15 protein-coding genes are annotated in these 14,393 nt (G+C 65.5%); 7 read left to right on the forward strand and 8 right to left on the reverse strand.

What is annotated here, in order from left to right; genetic code table 11:
* Window position 1: 1 nt before the first annotated feature.
* Together NO363_RS11920 and NO363_RS11925 are read right to left on the reverse strand one after the other, a co-directional pair.
* The gene (locus NO363_RS11920; RefSeq protein WP_256685366.1) at window positions 2-283 is read right to left on the reverse strand and encodes a hypothetical protein; all 282 of its coding nucleotides are present in this window, start codon (window positions 281-283) and stop codon (window positions 2-4) included.
* 110 nt (window positions 284-393) lie between these two features.
* Entirely contained in the window at window positions 394-1,269 is an 876-nt protein-coding gene (locus NO363_RS11925) for a winged helix-turn-helix domain-containing protein (protein WP_256685367.1), read from the reverse strand.
* Window positions 1,270-1,396: 127 nt separating this feature from the next.
* On the opposite strand from NO363_RS11925, the gene NO363_RS11930 reads away from it, so the two are divergent.
* Entirely contained in the window at window positions 1,397-2,641 is a 1,245-nt protein-coding gene (locus tag NO363_RS11930) for a tRNA (N(6)-L-threonylcarbamoyladenosine(37)-C(2))-methylthiotransferase (protein WP_256685369.1), read from the forward strand.
* A gap of 313 nt (window positions 2,642-2,954) precedes the next feature.
* Here the strand turns inward: NO363_RS11930 and NO363_RS11935 are convergent, their stop codons facing one another.
* The gene (locus tag NO363_RS11935; RefSeq protein ID WP_256685371.1) at window positions 2,955-3,914 is read right to left on the reverse strand and encodes a cation diffusion facilitator family transporter; all 960 of its coding nucleotides are present in this window, start codon (window positions 3,912-3,914) and stop codon (window positions 2,955-2,957) included.
* A gap of 39 nt (window positions 3,915-3,953) precedes the next feature.
* Window positions 3,954-4,484, reverse strand: a complete 531-nt coding sequence (locus NO363_RS11940; protein WP_256685373.1) for an HIT family protein — start codon at window positions 4,482-4,484, stop codon at window positions 3,954-3,956.
* A gap of 234 nt (window positions 4,485-4,718) precedes the next feature.
* Between NO363_RS11940 and NO363_RS11945 the strand changes: the two genes are divergently transcribed.
* From NO363_RS11945 to NO363_RS11955, 3 genes are read left to right on the forward strand one after another with little or no spacing between them, the layout of a single operon-like run.
* Entirely contained in the window at window positions 4,719-4,919 is a 201-nt protein-coding gene (locus NO363_RS11945) for a DUF7835 family putative zinc beta-ribbon protein (RefSeq protein WP_004054097.1), read from the forward strand.
* Between the two features lie 57 nt (window positions 4,920-4,976).
* A complete protein-coding gene (pheA, locus tag NO363_RS11950) occupies window positions 4,977-5,783 on the forward strand; it encodes a prephenate dehydratase (protein ID WP_256685374.1) in 807 nt (268 codons plus the stop codon).
* A gap of 39 nt (window positions 5,784-5,822) precedes the next feature.
* A complete protein-coding gene (locus NO363_RS11955; RefSeq protein ID WP_256685375.1) occupies window positions 5,823-6,242 on the forward strand; it encodes an Hsp20/alpha crystallin family protein in 420 nt (139 codons plus the stop codon).
* Window positions 6,243-6,298: 56 nt separating this feature from the next.
* Here NO363_RS11955 and NO363_RS11960 read toward each other — a convergent pair whose 3' ends face one another.
* Both NO363_RS11960 and leuS read right to left on the reverse strand, forming a co-directional pair.
* Window positions 6,299-6,763 (reverse strand): hypothetical protein, encoded by a 465-nt coding sequence (locus NO363_RS11960; RefSeq protein ID WP_256685376.1) that lies wholly within the window; start codon window positions 6,761-6,763, stop codon window positions 6,299-6,301.
* A 44-nt stretch (window positions 6,764-6,807) separates the two neighbouring features.
* Complete coding sequence (gene leuS, locus NO363_RS11965; protein ID WP_256685377.1) at window positions 6,808-9,453, reverse strand: leucine--tRNA ligase; 2,646 nt, start codon at window positions 9,451-9,453, stop codon at window positions 6,808-6,810.
* A 138-nt stretch (window positions 9,454-9,591) separates the two neighbouring features.
* Between leuS and NO363_RS14210 the strand changes: the two genes are divergently transcribed.
* Window positions 9,592-9,669, forward strand: coding sequence for a hypothetical protein (locus NO363_RS14210; RefSeq protein ID WP_440939891.1), 78 nt, complete (start codon window positions 9,592-9,594; stop codon window positions 9,667-9,669).
* A gap of 13 nt (window positions 9,670-9,682) precedes the next feature.
* On the opposite strand, the gene NO363_RS11970 is transcribed toward NO363_RS14210, so the two are convergent.
* Window positions 9,683-10,669, reverse strand: a complete 987-nt coding sequence (locus NO363_RS11970; RefSeq protein WP_256685378.1) for an ornithine cyclodeaminase family protein — start codon at window positions 10,667-10,669, stop codon at window positions 9,683-9,685.
* Window positions 10,670-10,764: 95 nt separating this feature from the next.
* Here NO363_RS11970 and NO363_RS11975 point away from each other — a divergent pair, with 95 nt between their 5' ends.
* Window positions 10,765-11,613 (forward strand): hypothetical protein, encoded by an 849-nt coding sequence (locus NO363_RS11975; RefSeq protein ID WP_256685379.1) that lies wholly within the window; start codon window positions 10,765-10,767, stop codon window positions 11,611-11,613.
* A gap of 614 nt (window positions 11,614-12,227) precedes the next feature.
* Window positions 12,228-12,431 carry a hypothetical protein gene (locus NO363_RS11980; protein ID WP_256685380.1) on the forward strand — a complete coding sequence of 68 codons (204 nt, stop codon included), beginning with the start codon at window positions 12,228-12,230 and terminating at the stop codon, window positions 12,429-12,431.
* Between the two features lie 187 nt (window positions 12,432-12,618).
* Here the strand turns inward: NO363_RS11980 and thsB are convergent, their stop codons facing one another.
* Window positions 12,619-14,271, reverse strand: a complete 1,653-nt coding sequence (gene thsB, locus NO363_RS11985; protein ID WP_370525594.1) for a thermosome subunit beta — start codon at window positions 14,269-14,271, stop codon at window positions 12,619-12,621.
* Window positions 14,272-14,393: the final 122 nt, after the last annotated feature.

Below are 14,393 nucleotides of genomic sequence, written 5' to 3' on the forward strand. Positions count from 1 at the left end.
TCTACTGAGCGCGCTCCAGCAGGCGGACGACGCCGGTGACGACGACCCACGGCGCGGCCACGAGCGCACCGAAGCCAACGGCCGACGCGGCGAACAGCCACGCCAGCGCCGGCAGCGAAACCGCGAACCAGAGGGCCGCAAAGCCGAACGTCAGGACCGCGAGCACCGCTATCGCGAGCCCCGTGGTCCGCTCGGCCGTTCGTGGCCGTCGTGCGCGCGCACCGGCGCGTCCATGTCTGTGCAGTACCCCTCGTCCAGTGTCGCCAGCGCCGTCGTAACTCATTCTCGTTCGTCCGTAGACGACCCGTCACGATAAGTGTTGGCTGAAAAACATTTCTGTAACGTCGGCAACTGAACTGCGCTTCGGTAGTCGATCGGGAAAGTGCGAGCCGTTCACTCGCGCGTCGTGTCGAGAACGTTCGCCTCGCCGTCGATCGTGAGCGTGAGCGCGGCGTCGTCGACCGGGATTCGAAGTGTGACCCGCCAGGGATCGGTTTTCTCGACGGTCAGGAACTCGTCGCTCCAGAGGAAGGGGAGCTCCCACGAGGGGGTTTCCGAGACGTCGATCCCGTGATCGTAGAGAAAGGCGATCACGGCGGGGTGATTCTGGAAGGTCTCGCCGACCGTGGTCGTCATGTCGGCGCTACAGCGCTCACAGGTGTGGACGATCTCGACTTCGGGGTCCGACGGCGTCTCGCCCGCGCGGAGCTCGGCGTGTCGACGGCCGAAACACCACATGCAGAGCCCGTCGACGGCGAGGGCGGTCTGCGAGCGCATCCAGCCGTCGTAGATCGAGAGCAGCTCCTCGCGATCCCGGCCGGCGAGCGTGCCCGGCGGGAACGGGAAGTCGTGAAACGAGATCCCGCAGTTCGGACAGCGGATGACGACGTATTCGTGATCGTACTCGGCGACGAGGGTCGCCCCGCAGTTGTAGCAGTCGCTGTCGAGTGAGAACGGGGCGACACTCCGCTGGTCGGCGTCGAGCGCCGCGAGCATCGACCGACAGACCGCCATCCCGCTGAACAGCAGGCCGTACCCCTCCTCGTCCCGGTAGATGAACGTCCCGGTGAGCTGTTTTAGGTGGTAGTTGAACTGGCCGCTGTCCGAGAGCCCGACGTGCTCGTTGAGCGTCGAGAACGGGACCAGTCGGTCGGATGCCTCGTAGAGCGCGAACAAAATCTTGACGCGCGTCTCGTTGGCCAGCAGGCTGAACGCCTCCTCCAAGCGGCTCTCGGTCGTCCAGTCGGCCGCCGGCTCATCCCGTTTCATCGTCCCTCCGGCGGTCGGTGCGGGTCATGGCGGGCCAATGGGATGGTTCGTGATAAATACAGGGCTCGGACAAGCGGTGTCGAGCCGTCGCGTTTTTGGCCGCGCGCGCCGGACCAACGGTAAGCGGATGGCCAGCTATCACATCGAGACCTACGGCTGCACCGCGAACCGTGGCGAGAGCCGCACCATCGAGCGGCGGCTCCGCGACGGCGGCCATCACCCCGTCGACGGTCCTGCGAACGCCGACGTGGCCATCCTGAACACGTGCACCGTGGTCGAAAAAACCGAGACGAACATGCGCCGCCGGGCCGAGGAACTCGACGAGGCAACCGCCGACGTCGTCGTCACCGGCTGCATGGCGCTCGCGCAGGGCGAACAGTTCGCCGACCTCGACGCGACGGTCTGTGGCTGGGACGAGGTCCCCGAGGTCGTCCGCAACGGCGAGTGCCCACGGCCGACGCCCGACGCCGAGCCGATCCTCGACGGCGTCGTGGGAATCCTCCCCATCGCGCGCGGCTGCATGAGCAACTGCTCGTACTGCATCACCAAGCACGCCACCGGAAAAATCGACTCGCCGCCGATCGAGGAGAACGTCCGGAAGGCCCGCGCGCTCGTCCACGCCGGCGCGAAGGAGATCCGCGTCACGGGCCAGGATACGGGCGTGTATGGCTGGGACACCGGCGAGCGCAAACTCCACGAGCTGCTCGAACGCATCTGCGCCATCGACGGCGACTTCCGGGTGCGCGTGGGCATGGCCAACCCGAAGGGCGTCCACGGCATCCGCGAGGAGCTCGCCGACGTCTTCGCCCGGGAAGAGAAGCTCTACAACTTCCTCCACGCACCCGTCCAGTCGGGCAGCAACGACGTGCTGGGTGACATGCGCCGCCAGCACCAGGTGAGCGAGTTCCGCGACGTCGTCGAAACCTTCGACGACCGGCTCGATCACTGGACGCTCGCCACGGACTTCATCGTCGGCTTTCCCTCGGAAACCGACGCCGACCACGAACAGTCGATGGCCCTGCTCCGCGAGACGACCCCCGAGCGGATCAACGTCACCCGCTTCTCGAAGCGGCCCGGCACCGACGCCGCCGAGATGAAAGGGCTGGGCGGGACGAAGAAGAAAGAGCGCTCGAAGGCGATGAGCGACCTGAAGATGGACGTCGTGGGCGATGCCTACGAATCGATGGTCGGCGAACGCCACGAGGTAATGGTCGTCGAACACGGCACCGGAGACTCGGTGAAATGCTACGACGAGGCTTATCGACAGGTCATCATCCAGGACGCGCCCGGCTACGGCGTCGAACCCGGCGATCTCGTCGACGTCGATATCACGGGCCAGAACACCGTGTACGCCTTCGGAAAGCCTGCTTAGGGCGGTTTTGGAGGTGAAACGTTTCGCTGATCACGGGAAGCGCCGATTCTCGTGAGTTTGATTCAGTAGCAATCAGTTCGACGGCAGTAGTCGATCTGGCAGCAATCGGTTCGACGACGATTCCTGACGACAGTGAGAGACCGCTACCGCCCCGCACCGCCCACATACCTCCCCAACCGACTGCGCTCCTCGCTCGCTTCGCTCGTTGCGGTGCTCATCCCTCGCGCAGTATTCGCGCTCGGTGCTCGCTTGGCTCGCACACGAGCGCGGGTGCGCGCCGACCGCAGCATGTGGATCAGGTTCGGAAAAGCGATCAACCAGGACCGCGATCGACGGTCGATTCGTCGTCTGGCTGTTCGTCGGTCCCACGAACCAGTCTATCGGCATCCGGATCCCGTTTCCACTCGCCGAGTTCCTTCGGGTCGATGTGGACGAACACGTCGTCGATGGGGTCGAGCGCCTGGATCGACGCGACGATCGCGCTCTCGATGTCGTGGGCTTCCCTGAGTGTGCGATTCCCCTCGACCTCGATGTGGATGCTCACGTCGATCTCCGGGCCGACGTAGTGGGCGATGACGTCGTGGGCCCCCTCGACGTCGGGGTGGGCGAGCGCGCGCCGGAGGATGCGCCGCTGGAGGGCCTCAGAGGGTGCGCCACCGACGAGATAGGGCACGTTGTCGCGGACGACCTCGATCCCGGTGTAGAGGATGCCGAGTGAGACGAGCGCGGCCGCGAGTGGGTCGAGCAGCGGAACACCGAAGCGTGCGCCGAGCACGCCGACGAGCGCTGCGCCCGCCGTGAGCACGTCATTGCGGTTGTCGAGCGCGGTCGCCGCGAGTGCCGGCGAGTCGTGGGTGCGACTGGCCGACAGGGAGTACCGATAGAGACCGGCCTTCGCGAGTGCCGCGCCGGCGAGCACTGCGATGGCGATCGGACTCTCGGTGGCGGTCACGGTATCGGAGAAGATCGCCGTCACCGACTGCCAGAGCACCGTGCCACCAGTTAGAAAGATCCCAAGCGCGATGGCGAGCGCGACGAACGGCTCGATACGTTCGTGACCGTGGGGGTGCTCGCTGTCGGGCGGCTGGGTCGTGAGATATAATCCTCCAAGAACGACGGTGGCGTAGACGGCGTCGACGAGGCTGTTTGCGGCCTCCGAACCGACCGCGAGGCTTCCCGTTTCGAGCCAGACCCAACCCTTCGCGGCGGCGAGGACGACGTTCGCCACGAGAACGACGAGGCCGATCCGCCGAACCGCGCCCGCACGACTCATCACTGGACGATTGACGAGCGCGCGCAAAGACGCTTCGGGCTACACGATGCGGACCGCATCGTCGGGGTCATCGATACGGGTGCCCTCCTGATCGGCGAAGGCCGCGTGGAGATGGTCGTAGGTGTCCTCGATGGCCTCGACGATGACCTGCGTCTCGTCGATGACCGGCATGAAGTTGGTGTCGCCGTTCCAGCGCGGCACCACGTGTCGGTGCAGGTGGTCGTCGATCGAGCCGCCGGCCGAATCGCCGAGGTTCATGCCGGTGTTCGCGCCGTCGGGACCGAGCCCCGTCTCGATCGCCCGCAGCGTCCGCTGGGTGAGCCGCGACAGATCGAGCAGTTCCGCCTCCGTGAGCTCGCCGTAGACGCCGGTGTGGCGGTAGGGGATCACCATCGCGTGGCCCGGGTTGTAGGGAGCGTTGTTCAGCAGGCAGAAGGCGTGCTCGCTCCGGGCGACGATCCGTGAATCACGGTCGGCGTCGCGATCGGGAAGCACGCAGAACGGACACCCGTCGGCATCGTCGTCGCGCTCGACCCAGTCGATGCGCCACGGTGCGAACAGCTCGTCCATGGACGCCGTATTCGAGGCATCGGTTTAACCGCTCGTATCGCGGCCGAAACTCAGCTGTAATAAGTTTTTTGGCCGTTTTCGACTGTTTCACCGTTCACACCGCGAAAACGGTTCGTCGAAATCGGCCCGGAGCGTGTTTCTTTCTCGTGTCCACCCCGAAAAACGTTGAAACTCGGAGGAATCGAAACGAACGGAATTCGGTGTTTATGGAGGTCTCGCCCGGAGAAACGGGTGATGTCAACAACAAGCCGATCTGCAAGCGACCTCACTGAAGCCTGCGAGGACTGCGGCCGCGACACACCCCATAGTGTCTCGATCGAGCTGCGCACCGAGAGCGACAAACGAGAGAACCAGGAGTTCTCCCGCGAACCCTATCGCATCACCGAATGTGTCGCCTGTGGCAACGAGACGGTACTGCGGATGAACAACGCATAACGTTTCTCCCGCCGATGACGGCGACGGACTTTTGCCTACCGACGGACAGGCACGGCCATGCAGGCAGTCACGCTCGGGCCGGCCGGCACGTACTCCCACCGCGCAGCGCAGGCCGTCGGCGACGAGATCGCCTTCCGCGAGTCGGTGACGGGGATCGTCGAGGCGGTCGCGACCGGCGCGGCCGATCGCGGCGTCGTCCCGATCGAGAACAGCATCGAGGGCTCCGTCACCGAAAGCCTCGACGCGCTCGCCGGCTTCGAGGTGGCTGTCGTCCGCGAGCTCATCACGCCGATCCGTCACGCACTGCTCGCCCAGCACGACGAGTTCGACGTCGTAGCGAGCCACTCGCAGGCGCTCGCGCAGTGTCGGAGCTATCTCGATACGGAACACCCCGACGTGGCGCTCGAATCGGTCACGAGCACCGCCCGCGGCGTCGAACGCGCCCGCGAGGAGTCGACGGTGGCAGCGATCGGCCGCCCGGACACGGCCGACGGCGAACTCCAAGTGCTCGCCGAGAACATCCAGGACCGCACCTCGAACGCCACCCGGTTCGTCGTCGTCGCACCGATCGAGGAGCGCTCGACCGGGGGCGGCAAGAGTTCGCTCATCGTCTATCCGAACGACGACTACCCCGGCCTGCTGCTTGACCTGCTCGAGCCGTTCGCCGATCGGCGCATCAATCTCACGCGGATCGAATCGCGCCCGAGCGGCGAGCGCCTCGGCGATTACGTCTTCCATCTCGACGCCGAGGCGGGGCTCTACGAGGAGCGCACCCAGGAGGCCATCGCGGTCATCGAGGAGATAGCGGCGAAGGGCTGGGTGCGCCGGCTCGGCTCCTACGACGTCGAACACGTGGTTGGGTGAGGTGTGATTTAAGGCGCTCGCGGCCGTAGCCTGTGGCGAATGTCACGACGCAACCCCTTCGAGGAGATCGAACAGATGTTCGAACAGATGAGCGACCAGTTCGGCCAGTTCGACGACATGAACGTCCCGGCGACCCAGTCGCTCTCGGTCGATCTCGCCGATCACGAGGACAGTTTCGAGGTCACGGCCGATCTCCCGGGCTACGAGCGCGAGGACATCGATCTCTCGGTGGCCGACCGCACCCTCCGGATCAGCGCCGAGCGCGACAAGACGACCGAGGAGGGTGAGGGGAACTACCTCCGCCGTGAGCGCCGTCGCCGGTCGGTCAGCCGCTCGCTCTCGCTTCCCGAGGAAGTCGCGGAGGAAGAGGCCAGCGCCACCTACACGAACGGCGTGCTCACGGTCACGCTGCCGAAGGCTGCGACCGACGAGGATTCGCGCAGTATCGACATCGAATAAGCTCCCCCACCCTTCCCTCCCTCGCCACCCCATCCACCACACCGACGGCGACCGATTCAAAGCTGCTCGGCGATCTCCCGAGCGGTCGCATCGGTCACGGCCTCCCAGTCGGCGGGGCGATCGCCGCCGCGTTTCGGCGGATCGAGGGCGAAATCGACGGCGCGATAGCGAAACGAATCGAGCGCCCGCGTGCCGACCCGCCCGACGAACTCGGCGTTCAGTCGCTTCGAGGAGACGCCACCGCTCACGAGATCGTAGTAGCCCGTGAACAGTTGGAACACGTCGACCACGTCGGCGGCGAGCGCCTCCTCGTCGAGATAACGGAACAGTTTCGCGGTGTTGTTCGCCGGGTCGGCGCGTCGCCACTCCAACTCGACGAGAGCCACGTGACCGTCGGCGCGACCCGCGACATCGACCGGCGTGTCGGCGACGTGGTGTTCGGTCTCCCAGTCGAATCGCGGTCGGAGAGCGGCGAGGCGCTCGCGAAGGCGCGACTGGACGGCGGTGGCGAACGAGCCCATCGGCGGAGTTCCGGCCGAGCAGCTCGTATGGGTTTCGACCCAGGTCAGCCCTCGTGGATCTCGATGGCGGGTCGGCCGGGCGTCGCCGTCCGGGCGACATCGTCCGGTGCGTCGCTCGCGCGTTCGAGGCGGATTGCGGCGTCGAACTCGCGCTCGAATAGCCACGTCGCGCGTTCGAGGGCCGCGAACTCCGCGGCGGGCGCGAGCGCTTCGGTCAGGGATTGATGGCGCTCGGCGAGGTCTTTCGCATAGTCGGCGGCCGCCTCGCCGCGCTCGCGGAGCTCCTCGTCGGCCATCACGCTGCCGACCACGTCCTCGTCGCTCGCGATGGCGACGTCGAGCGCGCGGTGTTTCCACTCGGGTGCGACGACGACCTCGATCGCCGCCGGTTCCTCGATGTTCGCCACGTCGAGGATGTGGCGGACGTCCTCGCGGGTGTTCTCGACGAGCTGGCGCTCGGCCTCGTGGTCGGCGTCGTGTGCCGCCTCGGGCCAGTCGGCCTCGGCGACGAAGCCGTCCTCGCCGAGCGCCGTCCAGCACTCCTCGGTGACGTGGGGCGTGACGGGCGCGAACAGCCGCACCGCGGTGTGCAGACCGCGCTCGAAGGTGTGCTCGTCCGGCGTCGCCTGCTCGCGGTAGCGCCGGAGCAGCGAGACCAGCCCGCGCGCCTCGCGCAGCGCGTCGTTGAACCGGAAGTTCTCGTAGCCGGCGCTCGCCTCGTCGATCGTCGCGTCGATCTCGCGGGCAACGTACTCGTCGATCGGGCGCTCGCCGGCGTCGGCGATCGCGGTCTCGCCGGCGGCGAACGCCTCGACCATGCCGAGCAGACGCTCGATGAACTCGTTGCTCGACCGGACGCCGCGCTCGGTCCAGTCGAAGTCCTTGCTCGGCCGGGCAGCGCTCATCATGAACAGCCGGGCCGTGTCCGCGCCGTACTCGTCCATGATTTCGATAGGCGAGACGACGTTGCCCTTGCTCGACGACATCGCCGTCCCGTCGAGCTGGACCATCCCCTGCGGGAGGTAGTGCTCGAACGGTTCGCGGACGTCGAGCAGGTCCATGTCGCCGATAGCCCGAGTCACAAAGCGCGAGTAGAGCAGATGCATGATCGCGTGCTCGATGCCGCCGACGTACTCGTCGACGGGCATCCAGTCGTTCGCGCGCTCGGTGTCGAAGGGGACGGCCGCGCTGTCGGGCGACGTGAACCTGAGGAAATACCACGACGAGTCCATGAACGTGTCCATCGTGTCGGTCTCGCGCTCGGCGGGGCCGCCGCAGTCGGGACACTCGGTCTCGACGAACGAGTCGACCTCTTCGAGGGGGTTGCCCGTCGGCGTCGGGACGAACTCCGGGAGCTCCACCGGGAGCTCTTCGTCGGGAACCATCACGGGACCACACTCCTCGCAGTGGACGACGGGAATCGGCGTGCCCCAGTAGCGCTGGCGGGAGATGAGCCAATCGCGCAGGCGGTACTGGGTGTGGTTGGCCGCCGTGTCGAGGTCTTCGACCAACTGGTCGCGGGCCGCTGCACTCTCCATGCCGTCGTACTCGCCGCTGTCGACGAGCACGCCGTCGCCGGTGTAGGCCGCCTCGTCGATGTCGATCTCGCCGTCTGCGGGCGCGACGACCTGCTCGATGTCGATGTCGTACTCGGTGGCGAACTCGTGGTCACGCTCGTCGTGGCCCGGTACGCCCATCAGCGCGCCCGTGCCGACGTCCGAGAGGACGAAATCCGCGACGTAGACAGGAATCTCCTCGCCGGTCGCGGGATTGATCGCGTGCTCACTGGTGAACACGCCGCGTTTCTCGTCGCCGTCGGCGTCGGGATCGAGCGTCTCGACCTGCGTCGCGAGTTCGGGATCGTCGGCGACGAGCTCTTGGGTGAGTTCGTGACCCGGCGCGAGCGCGAAGAAGGTCGCGCCGTAGATCGTGTCGAGACGTGTCGTGAACACCTCGATGCCGCCGAACTCGGGCACCTCGAACTCCACCGTGGCCCCCTCCTGGCGGCCGATCCAGTTGCGCTGCATCCCGCGCACGCTGTCGGGCCACTCGTCCAGTTCGTCGATGCCGTCGAGCAGTTCGTCGGCATAGTCGGTGATCGTCAGGAACCACTGATCGAGCGTGCGCGATTCGACCGGTGTCCCACAGCGCCAGCAGAGTTCGGCCTCGCCCTCGACCTGTTCGTCGGCTAATACTGTTTCACAGGACGGACACCAGTTGACCTCGCCGCCCTTTCGCTCGGCGAGTCCCTCCTCGTAGAACCGTTTGAACAGCCACTGGTTCCAGCGGTAGTAGTCGGGCTCACAGGTCGTGATCTCCCGATTCCAGTCGTAGCCGAACCCCATCGACTTCATCTGGGCTTTCATCGTGTCGATACAGTCCATCGTCCACTCGCGGGGATCGATCTCGCGCTCGATGGCCGCGTTCTCGGCCGGCAGCCCGAACGAATCCCAGCCCATCGGGTGGAGCACGTCCTCGCCCTGCAGTCGCTGGTAGCGGGCGTAGGCGTCGGTGATCGTGTAGTTCCTGACGTGACCCATGTGGAGATCGCCGGAGGGATAGGGGAACATCGCGAGCACGTAGCTCGGATCGGTGGCGTCGTCGGACGTCCGATAGACGTCGGCGTCGGCCCACCGCTCCTGCCACTTCGGCTCGATGGCGGCGTGATCGTAGGTGTCCTGTCGTTGCATTTACCGTCGATTGATCCCGGCCGGTTTTTTATGTTATCATTGGTGGGGGTGGCCACCACGGTCGTTTCGGGCGGCCGCACACCGCCGGAATAGGCAATCGGCTGGGCGATCGTCAGCGGACTGCTCGCCATCACACCGCTGTTACCTGTTCTCGTGGTCGTCTGGGCACTAACGAAACTGTTCGACCGCGCTGTTGACCGCGCCGCGACTGGGTAATCGAACCTGCTTCTCAGCGACCGACGAGCGAGAAGGAGTCGACGTCGTCGGCTTCGCTCGCGTGCTCGTAGATGACGTGAGCGGTCGCGACGTCCTGGATCGCCAGTCCGGTGCTGTCGAAGACCGTGATCTCGTCCGACTCGGTGCGGCCCGATCGATCGCCGACGACGATCTCGCCGACCGCGCCGTGGATGTCGGAATCGTCGATGCGTCCCTCCTCGTAGGAACGGCTGATCTCGCCGGAGTGGGTCGTCTGGGCGTGATCGTCGATGACGAGCTTCGCGTCGGCGAGGATCGCCGGGTCGAGCTCCTGTTTGGCGGCCGCGTCGGCTCCCATCGCGTTGATGTGCGTGTGCGCGCCGAGATCGGCCCGCGAGACGATCGGCTCCGTGCTGGGTGTCACCGTCGAGAGGACGTCACACGCGGCGGCCTCGGCGATCGAACCGGCACGGACATCGAAGCGATCGGAGAAGGTATCGACGAACGCGTCGACCGCATCGCTGTCCAGATCGGAGACGACGACCTCCTCGATCGGTCGGATTTCGGCGATCGCCTCCAACTGCGTGTATGACTGGACGCCCGCACCGACCAGCCCCATGCTCCGCGCCTCGGGGATGGCGAGCTGGTCGGTGGCGACGGCAGCCGCGGCACCGGTGCGTTTCATCGTGAGCTCGGTGCCGTCCATGATCGCGAGCGGGACGGCGGTCTCGGGATCGGAATAGATCATCGTCCCGATCACGGTCGGCAGATCGAACTTCTCGGGGTTGTCGGGATGGACGTTGACCCACTTGATGCCGGCAGCGTCCCACTCGCCGGCATCCATGTAGGCCGGCATCGAACGGAAGTCGCCGTTATACTGGTCGAGTTCGATGTAGGACTTCGCCGGCATCAGTGCGTCACCGCGCTCGTAGGCCGCGAACGCATCGCCCACGGCGTCGATGACCTCGCCCATCCGCGCGTTCGCGTCGACCCCCTCGCGATCCAGCAGAAGTGTTTCCATACCGGCGATATCTGCGCCGCCGTCTTAACTCCACCACCTCCGGAACGCGCGTGCAGACGACAAAGTATTTGCCACGATGGCTGTGAACGGAACGCATGCGACGGACGCTCGCGACGGTGTTGCTGTCGGTACTGGTCGTTCTCGCCGGCTGTTCCGGCGTGTTCGGCGGGGGCGACGAATCGGCCGAAACGGTCACGCCGGCCGCGGTGCCGACCGACGAGCCGACGCCCACGCCGATGCCGGAACTGGCCCCGGGCGTCACGAAGCGGGGGATCGAGGACCCGCGTGCGCTCATCGCCGCCCATCGGTCGTTCCTCCAGAACCGGTCGTTCACCCAGCGATCGAACTCCACGGCGCTGGCCGCGAACGGTTCGACGATACTCCGGACGACGGGAACGCTGCGGGTGGGAGCGACGGGAGCGGCTCGCTACGTCTCCAACCGCAGCGGCCCGTATTTCGCCACGGAGCGTGGATCGATCCCGACGCGCGTCGTGGCGTGGTCGAGCGACGGCAACTATTTCGTCCAGCAGACGTTCGCGAACGGGACGACGACCTACAGCCATCCTCCGGGCAGACGGACGGGAATGCAGTTCGCGCTCGGAACGCTCCCGTCGCTTCTCGGCGCTCTCGACGCCGGCAACACGACGATTACCGATCGCCGCAGCGAGAACGGGACGACGCTCTATCGCATCAACGGCACCATCGACACGAGACGGCAGCCCAACACGAGCGTGAGACTGCTCGTCGATTCGCGCGGCGTCGTTCGCGAATATTCGACGGTTCGGCAAGCCCCTGCCAGTTCGGCCGTCACGAAGAGCATCACGGAGAACCGACTCGTCGCCATCAACACGACCGGGACGCCCGAGCGGCCGTCGTGGGTCGAGACGGCGAAAAACCGGACGACCGCAACACGCCGACCTGAAACGGCGAGAAGCGGTGAATGAGACGACGAATTCTGCTCGTCGCCGCACTGGTCGTGCTCGCCGGCTGCAGCGGCGTCTTCGATGAGAGCGGTCAGACGACGGAAACGGTGACACCGGCGGCGGTTCCCACCGACGAACCGACCCCGACGCCGGTACCGCATCTCGCGCCCGGGCTCACGAGGGAGGGAATCGAGAATCCGAGTGTGCTCGTCGGAGCTCACACGTCCATCCTCCGGAACAAGTCGTTCACCGTGCGGTCGAATTCGACGGGCGTGGCACCGAACGGTTCGGTCATCGATCAATCGTCGGGGACGCTCCGCGCAGGACCGCCTGGTGAGGGCGTTCATCTCGTCTCCAAAAGAAACGGAACCTTCACCTATTCGATCTGGTCGAAAGACGGACGAGCGTTCCAGAAGCGAACATTTCCGAACGGAACGACGACATACCGTCGATTCGAAGTGTATTCCGGAGAACGATACGGCGCTAATGGAGGAGGACTACGAAGCTTTCTCGAACCGTTCCTTGTCGCTAACACGTCCGTGACTGAACGGGAGCGCAACGGGACCACGCTGTATCTCGTTCGCGGGAATACACGGATCGATGAGGGATATAGACGGGGAAACATCAGTCTCCGAATGTTCATCGATAGTCGGGGATTCATCCACAGCTATCGAACGGTACGAGAGGCAACGTTCGATGAGGACGTCGCCCGGATCATCAGCGAAAGTCGGTATTCAAAGGTCGGCGCGACCGACGCACCCGAGAGATCGTCGTGGGTCGCAACCGCCAAAAACCGAACCACACCGACGGCGGGCAGTCAGAATCGGACAGTCGAATAAGGATCGGACGACACACCGGATCTGGATTGCCGTAGCTACTGAGATTAAATTAAAAAAAAGCGTTCGTGCGATCGCGGTGCGGGTGCGGTTTTGCGGTTCGTTGCGGTTGCGGGCGCGGTTTTACGGTTTTCCCCAAGTTTTTGCGAACGAGCGGGCCGAAGGCCCGCGAGTGATGCAAAAAGTGGGTTTACATCATGCCGCCCATGCCACCCATACCGCCCATTCCGCCCATGCCACCCATACCGCCGGGTGCGCCGCCGGGACCGCCCGCGTCGCCGTCGCCCTCGGTCGTGAGGTCGCCGGCGGAGATGATGTCGTCGATCTTGAGCACGAGGTTCGCGGCCTCGGTGGCGCTCGAAAGCGCCTGCTCTTTGGCGTGGGCGGGTTCGACGACGCCCGCCTCGAAGGTGTTCTCGACCTCGCCGTCGAAGACGTTGAGGCCAGCCTGCTCGTCGCCGGATTCGTGGGCCGAGCGGAGATCGACGAGCGTGTCGATCGAGTCGAGGCCGGCGTTCTCGGCCAGCACTCGGGGAACGAGTTCGAGCGAGTCGGCGAACGTCTCGACGGCGAGCTGCTCGCGGCCGCTCACGGAGTCGGCGTACTCACGGAGGCGAGCAGCGACTTCGACCTCGACCGCGCCGCCGCCGGCGAGCACGCGCCCGTCGGAGACGGTCTGGGCGACGACTTCGAGCGCGTCGGTGATGCCGCGTTCGAGCTCGTCGACGACGTGGTCTGTCGAGCCGCGGAGGAGGAGCGTCACGCCGTGGGACTGGTCGCCCTCGACGTAGAACAGCTCCTCGTCCTCGTCGCGCGTCACCGAGCCGGTGCCGAGATCGGCGCTGGTGGCGCTGTTGAGATCGGAGACGATCGAGGCACCGAGCACCTCCTTCAGGAACTCGATGTCGGATTTCTTCGCGCGGCGGACGGCGAGGATGCCCTCTTTGGCGAGGTAGTGCTGGGCGAGATCGTCGATGCCCTTCTGGCAGAAGACGACGTCAGCGCCCGTCTCCTTGATCTGCTCGACCTTCTGTTTGAGCTGCTCGTCCTCCTGATCGAGGAACTGCTGGAGCTGGTCGGGGTCGGAGAGGCTGACCTGCGAGTCGACGTTGGCCTCCTCGACCTCGACGGCCTCGCTGAGCAGGAGCACCGAGGCGTCCTCGACGTCGGTCGGCATCGTGTCGTGGACTGGATCCTTCGAGATAACCGCGCCGTCGAGCAGTTCCGAGTCGCTCGCGGATTCGCCGGTCTGGGTCTCGATGTTGACGAACTCGAGGTCGACGATGCTCTCGCCGGCGTCGTTTTCGACGGTCACGTTCTGGACGGCGTCGACGATGAGCTGGGCGAGCTGCTCCTTGTTCAGCTCCGCGCCCTTGCCCGTCATCGAGGTCTCGGCGACCTTCTTGATCCGGTCGGTGTCGTCGGCGTCGATCTCCTCGGCGACGTTGCCGATCTCCTCCCTGGCTTTCTCGCTGGCCAGGTGGAACCCGCGGATGATCGCCGTCGGGTGGATGTCCTGCTCGATGAGCTCCTCGGCGTTCTTTAGGAGCTCGCCCGCGACTGCGACGGCGGTCGTCGTCCCGTCGCCGGCCTCGTCCTCCTGTGTCTCGGCGACCTCGACGATCATCTCGGCAGTCGGGTTGTTGATGTCCATCTCGGTGAGGATGGTGACGCCGTCGTTCGTGACGGTGACGTCGCCCATCGAGGAGACGAGCATCTTGTCCATCCCTTTCGGCCCGAGCGTCGATCGGACCGAGTCCGCTACTGCCCGTGCCGCGTCGATATTGTGCGACTGTGCGTCCTCGTCCTTGACGCGCTGGGAGTCGTCACCCATGATGATCATGGGCTGGCCCTGCATTCGCTGACTCATGATTCACCGAACGATTGAATGTGCTTCTATATAAAAGTAGCTATCCAGTCGGGTTGCAGAGGATCGAAGACGGATCGATGGAGCGCGTAAATCAC

The organism is Halococcus qingdaonensis (assembly GCF_024508235.1).
Lineage (GTDB): Archaea > Halobacteriota > Halobacteria > Halobacteriales > Halococcaceae > Halococcus > Halococcus qingdaonensis.

Excerpts from the sequence above, each read along its gene's own strand:
- NO363_RS11920 (WP_256685366.1), bottom strand. The coding sequence starts at position 283 with ATGAGTTACGACGGCGCTGGCGACACTGGACGAGGGGTACTGCACAGA.
- NO363_RS11925 (WP_256685367.1), bottom strand. The coding sequence starts at position 1,269 with ATGAAACGGGATGAGCCGGCGGCCGACTGGACGACCGAGAGCCGCTTG.
- NO363_RS11930 (WP_256685369.1), top strand. The coding sequence starts at position 1,397 with ATGGCCAGCTATCACATCGAGACCTACGGCTGCACCGCGAACCGTGGC.
- NO363_RS11935 (WP_256685371.1), bottom strand. The coding sequence starts at position 3,914 with ATGAGTCGTGCGGGCGCGGTTCGGCGGATCGGCCTCGTCGTTCTCGTG.
- NO363_RS11940 (WP_256685373.1), bottom strand. The coding sequence starts at position 4,484 with ATGGACGAGCTGTTCGCACCGTGGCGCATCGACTGGGTCGAGCGCGAC.
- NO363_RS11945 (WP_004054097.1), top strand. The coding sequence starts at position 4,719 with ATGTCAACAACAAGCCGATCTGCAAGCGACCTCACTGAAGCCTGCGAG.
- pheA (WP_256685374.1), top strand. The coding sequence starts at position 4,977 with ATGCAGGCAGTCACGCTCGGGCCGGCCGGCACGTACTCCCACCGCGCA.
- NO363_RS11955 (WP_256685375.1), top strand. The coding sequence starts at position 5,823 with ATGTCACGACGCAACCCCTTCGAGGAGATCGAACAGATGTTCGAACAG.
- NO363_RS11960 (WP_256685376.1), bottom strand. The coding sequence starts at position 6,763 with ATGGGCTCGTTCGCCACCGCCGTCCAGTCGCGCCTTCGCGAGCGCCTC.
- leuS (WP_256685377.1), bottom strand. The coding sequence starts at position 9,453 with ATGCAACGACAGGACACCTACGATCACGCCGCCATCGAGCCGAAGTGG.
- NO363_RS11970 (WP_256685378.1), bottom strand. The coding sequence starts at position 10,669 with ATGGAAACACTTCTGCTGGATCGCGAGGGGGTCGACGCGAACGCGCGG.
- NO363_RS11975 (WP_256685379.1), top strand. The coding sequence starts at position 10,765 with ATGCGACGGACGCTCGCGACGGTGTTGCTGTCGGTACTGGTCGTTCTC.
- NO363_RS11980 (WP_256685380.1), top strand. The coding sequence starts at position 12,228 with ATGTTCATCGATAGTCGGGGATTCATCCACAGCTATCGAACGGTACGA.
- thsB (WP_370525594.1), bottom strand. The coding sequence starts at position 14,271 with ATGATCATCATGGGTGACGACTCCCAGCGCGTCAAGGACGAGGACGCA.